The organism is Bombella mellum (genome assembly GCF_014048465.1).
Lineage (GTDB): Bacteria > Pseudomonadota > Alphaproteobacteria > Acetobacterales > Acetobacteraceae > Bombella > Bombella mellum.
Map to the genome: position 1 here is coordinate 1 of NZ_PDLY01000008.1, position 5181 is coordinate 5181.

Annotated in this window: 2 tRNA genes and 3 rRNA genes; all 5 read right to left on the bottom strand. The window is 54.0% G+C overall.

Going from position 1 to position 5181, the window contains the following annotated elements:
• Nucleotides 1-13: 13 nt before the first annotated feature.
• The 5 genes from rrf to CPA56_RS09390 all read right to left on the bottom strand — a co-directional run bounded on the left by rrf (nt 14) and on the right by CPA56_RS09390 (nt 5020).
• A 5S ribosomal RNA gene (rrf, locus tag CPA56_RS09370) occupies nt 14-128 on the bottom strand.
• An 85-nt stretch (nt 129-213) separates the two neighbouring features.
• Nucleotides 214-2950, bottom strand: a 23S ribosomal RNA gene (locus tag CPA56_RS09375).
• 312 nt (nt 2951-3262) lie between these two features.
• Nucleotides 3263-3338: transfer RNA gene (locus CPA56_RS09380), tRNA-Ala, on the bottom strand.
• Between the two features lie 10 nt (nt 3339-3348).
• Nucleotides 3349-3425, bottom strand: a tRNA-Ile gene (locus CPA56_RS09385).
• 111 nt (nt 3426-3536) lie between these two features.
• Nucleotides 3537-5020 (bottom strand): 16S ribosomal RNA (locus CPA56_RS09390).
• The 16S, 23S and 5S rRNA genes sit together here with 2 tRNA genes alongside, the layout of an rRNA operon.
• Nucleotides 5021-5181 lie beyond the last annotated feature (161 nt).

The window sequence follows — 5181 nt, forward strand, 5'->3', positions numbered from 1 at the left end:
GGTGAGCGAGGGGACCTGGCGGCGACCGACTTTTCCGCTCCTTAAGGAGCAGTATCATAGGCGCTGGAGGCTTTAACGGCCGAGTTCGGGATGGGATCGGGTATGGATCCTCCGCCATGGCCACCAGGTCTTCCCGCTCACCCTTGGTGGGTGTTTGGGGTGTTTTGGTTGGTGTTTTTTGGAGTGTGACTGACTACTGTGCATGTGTTTTGGTGTGTGAGAGATATGGGCGATTAGGATCAGTCAGCTACACATGTTGCCATGCTTTCACACCTGACCTATCGACGTCCTGGTCTTGGACGGCCCTGTGAGACCTGGTTTTGAGGCTGGTTTCCCGCTTAGATGCTTTCAGCGGTTATCCATTCCGAACTTAGCTACCCGGCTGTGCCGCTGGCGCGACAACCGGTGCACCAGAGGTTCGTTCATCCCGGTCCTCTCGTACTAGGGACAAATCCTCTCAAGTCTCTTACACCCACGGCAGATAGGGACCGAACTGTCTCACGACGTTCTAAACCCAGCTCACGTACCACTTTAATCGGCGAACAGCCGAACCCTTGGGACCTGCTCCAGCCCCAGGATGTGATGAGCCGACATCGAGGTGCCAAACCTCCCCGTCGATGTGGACTCTTGGGGGAGATCAGCCTGTTATCCCTAGAGTACCTTTTATCCGTTGAGCGATGGCCCATCCACGCGGGACCACCGGATCACTATGGCCGACTTTCGTCTCTGCTCGAGCTGTCACTCTCGCAGTCAGGCGGGCTTATGCCATTGCACTCGACAGCCGGTTTCCGACCGGCCTGAGCCCACCATCGCGCGCCTCCGTTATTCTTTGGGAGGCGACCGCCCCAGTCAAACTGCCCACCATACAGGGTCCCGGACCAGGCTGACTGGTCTCGGTTAGATATCAGAAAAGTTCAGGGTGGTATTTCAAGGATGGCTCCACCGGAGCTGGCGCCCTGGTTTCAAAGCCTCCCACCTATCCTACACAAAACTTTCCTGATACCACTGTAAAGCTGCAGTAAAGGTTCATAGGGTCTTTCCGTCTGACCGCGGGTACCCCGCATCTTCACGGGGAATTCAATTTCGCTGAGCCGATGCTGGAGACAGCGGGGAAGTCGTTACGCCATTCGTGCAGGTCGGAACTTACCCGACAAGGAATTTCGCTACCTTAGGACCGTTATAGTTACGGCCGCCGTTTACCGGGGCTTCGATTCGACGCTTGCACATCTCCTCTTAACCTTCCGGCACCGGGCAGGCGTCAGACCCTATACGTCATCTTTCGATTTCGCAGAGTCCTGTGTTTTTACTAAACAGTCGCTACCCCCTGGTCTGTGCCACCCGCCGATGGTTGCCCACCAACGGGTCTCGTTTCTTCCGAAGTTACACGAGCAATTTGCCTAGTTCCTTCAGCATCGTTCTCTCAAGCGCCTTGGTATACTCTACCAGTCCACCTGTGTCGGTTTCGGGTACGGTCTATATGCCAGAGCTATTTCCTGGAACGGTCCAAAAGCCAGCTCAATCCGATAAGAGCTGACAACATATCTCGTTCGTCACTTCTGGCAGGCTCAGGACTATTAACCTGATTCCCATCGACTACGGCTTTCGCCCTCGCCTTAGGGGCCGGCTCACCCTGCGTGGATTAACCTTGCGCAGGAACCCTTGGACTTTCGGCGACAGTGTTTCTCGCACTGTTTGTCGCTACTCATGTCAGCATTCGCACTTCTGATACCTCCAGAGAGGGTCACCCCGTCTCCTTCGCAGGCTTACAGAACGCTCCGCTACCGCGCATAGTAAACTATGCACCCACAGCTTCGGCACGTGGCTTGAGCCCCGTTACATTTTCGGCGCAGGGTTTCTATTAGACCAGTGAGCTATTACGCTTTCTTTAAAGGATGGCTGCTTCTAAGCCAACCTCCTGGTTGTTTTGGAATCCCCACATCCTTTCCCACTTAGCCACGATTTAGGGGCCTTAGCTGGTGGTCTGGGCTGTTTCCCTCTCGACAATGGACCTTAGCACCCACTGTCTGTCTGCCGTGCTCATACTCCTCGGTATTCGGAGTTTGGTTAGGTGTGGTAAGGCTTTGGGCCCCCCTAGCCCATCCAGTGCTCTACCCCCGAGGGCAATACACGACGATCTACCTCAATAGATTTCGCGGAGAACCAGCTATCTCCGAGTTTGATTGGCCTTTCACCCCTAGCCACAGCTCATCCCCGACTTTTTCAACAGGCGTGGGTTCGGCCCTCCAGTGCGTGTTACCGCACCTTCAGCCTGGCCATGGCTAGATCACTCGGTTTCGGGTCTTCTACCAGTAACTCAGTCGCCCTATTCAGACTCGCTTTCGCTACGCCTACACCTACCGGCTTAAGCTTGCTACGGACAGAAACTCGCTGACCCATTATACAAAAGGTACGCCGTCACCCCATAAGAGGCTCCGACTGCTTGTAGGCACCTGGTTTCAGGTCTCTTTCACTCCCCTTATCGGGGTGCTTTTCACCTTTCCCTCACGGTACTGGTTCACTATCGGTCACCAGAGAGTATTTAGGCTTGGAAGGTGGTCCTCCCATGTTCAGACAGGGTTTCACGTGCCCCGCCCTACTCAAGGCCTTCAGGAGACATTACGCATAAGGGACTATCACCCACTATGGTCAGACTTTCCAGACTGTTCTGCTTGTTCTCTCGAAGACACTGGCCTGTTCCGCGTTCGCTCGCCACTACTGGCGGAATCTCTGTTGATGTCTTTTCCTCCGGGTACTTAGATGTTTCAGTTCCCCGGGTTTGCCTCATGCACCTATGTATTCAGTGCATGATCCTCATAAGAGGGGGTTGCCCCATTCGGAAATCCACGGATCAGGGTGTACTCACAACTCCCCGTGGCTTATCGCAGTGTGTCACGTCCTTCATCGCCTTCTGGTGCCAAGGCATCCACCAAGTGCCCTTCTCATTCTCACACCACATGCACAGTAGCCAGTCACACATCATTCCATGCGATCACTCACACGGAAATCTGAATGACAGAACTGGACATATAATGTCAGTCACTTCATTCTCACCGTCTGAATACTCTCTGCAATGTTCCGTGGGAAACAAGGAAACATCCCCCACCAAAAGGTCAGACAACCCATTGCAGCGTACGCAGACAGCGCACCAACCGATTCACTCCTCAAAGACCGGATACTTCAGCCAGATGATAAAAAACCATCTGAAAGAAGAACTCTTTCCACTTACCTTTATTCCTTTTCCTGATCACCTCCAGATGAAACCTGGTGGAGGCAGACGGGTTCGAACCGACGACCCCCTGCTTGCAAAGCAGGTGCTCTCCCAGCTGAGCTATGCCCCCATCATCCTGGTGGTGGGCCAGGGAGGACTTGAACCTCCGACCCCACGCTTATCAAGCGTGTGCTCTAACCAACTGAGCTACTAGCCCAGGAAAAGTAAAGGAAGGGATATGCTGACGGCGCTTCCGTCTTGATGCCTACGCTCGGAGCGCAGGTCTTTTTATTCAAAAAGTCTTCCAACGTATCAGAAAACTTCCTTGAAAGGAGGTGATCCAGCCGCAGGTTCCCCTACGGCTACCTTGTTACGACTTCACCCCAGTCGCTGACCCGACCGTGGTCGGCTGCGTCCTTGCGGTTCGCTCACCGGCTTAAGGTCAAACCAACTCCCATGGTGTGACGGGCGGTGTGTACAAGGCCCGGGAACGTATTCACCGCGGCATGCTGATCCGCGATTACTAGCGATTCCACCTTCATGCACTCGAGTTGCAGAGTACAATCCGAACTGAGACGGTTTTTTGAGATCGGCACCATGTCACCATGTAGCATCCCTCTGTCACCGCCATTGTAGCACGTGTGTAGCCCAGGACATAAGGGCCATGAGGACTTGACGTCATCCCCACCTTCCTCCGGCTTGTCACCGGCAGTCTCTCTAGAGTGCCCACCCAGACGTGATGGCAACTAAAGACAAGGGTTGCGCTCGTTGCGGGACTTAACCCAACATCTCACGACACGAGCTGACGACAGCCATGCAGCACCTGTGCGGGAGGTCCGAAGAAATAGACATCTCTGTCTACAGCCTCCCCATGCAAGCCCTGGTAAGGTTCTGCGCGTTGCTTCGAATTAAACCACATGCTCCACCGCTTGTGCGGGCCCCCGTCAATTCCTTTGAGTTTCAACCTTGCGGCCGTACTCCCCAGGCGGTGTGCTTAACGCGTTAGCTCCGACACTGAGTAATAAAATTACCCAACATCCAGCACACATCGTTTACAGCGTGGACTACCAGGGTATCTAATCCTGTTCGCTCCCCACGCTTTCGCGCCTCAGCGTCAGTTCCGAGCCAGGTTGCCGCCTTCGCAACCGGTGTTCTTCCCAATATCTACGAATTTCACCTCTACACTGGGAATTCCACAACCCTCTCTCGGACTCTAGTCTGCACGTATCAAATGCAGTTCCCAGGTTAAGCCCGGGGATTTCACATCTGACTGTACAGACAGCCTACGCGCCCTTTACGCCCAGTCATTCCGAGCAACGCTAGCCCCCTTCGTATTACCGCGGCTGCTGGCACGAAGTTAGCCGGGGCTTCTTCTCTAGGTACCGTCATCATCTTCCCTAGTGAAAGTGCTTTACAATCCGAAGACCTTCTTCACACACGCGGCATTGCTGGATCAGGGTTGCCCCCATTGTCCAATATTCCCCACTGCTGCCTCCCGTAGGAGTCTGGGCCGTGTCTCAGTCCCAGTGTGGCTGATCATCCTCTCAAACCAGCTATCGATCATCGCCTTGGTCAGCCTTTACCCAACCAACTAGCTAATCGAACGCAGGCCCCTCCAATGGCGGATTGCTCCTTTGGCCCTCAGGCATCATGCGGTATTAGCACCAGTTTCCCGATGTTATCCCCCACCTCCAGATAGGTTCCTACGCGTTACTCACCCGTCCGCCACTAACCCCGAAAGGTTCGTGCGACTTGCATGTGTTAAGCATGCCGCCAGCGTTCGCTCTGAGCCAGGATCAAACTCTCAGGTTCAATCCAGACCAACAGAATAAAACATCCAGCTTAATTCAACGCATCAAACTTAAAGTCAGATACATCAGCTTCCGTCTTCCATCAGCCTTCGCCAACGAAAACGCCGCCAACATATCCCTTCCAGTCTCTACTTTATAACCCATATTCTCTTGTCAATGATC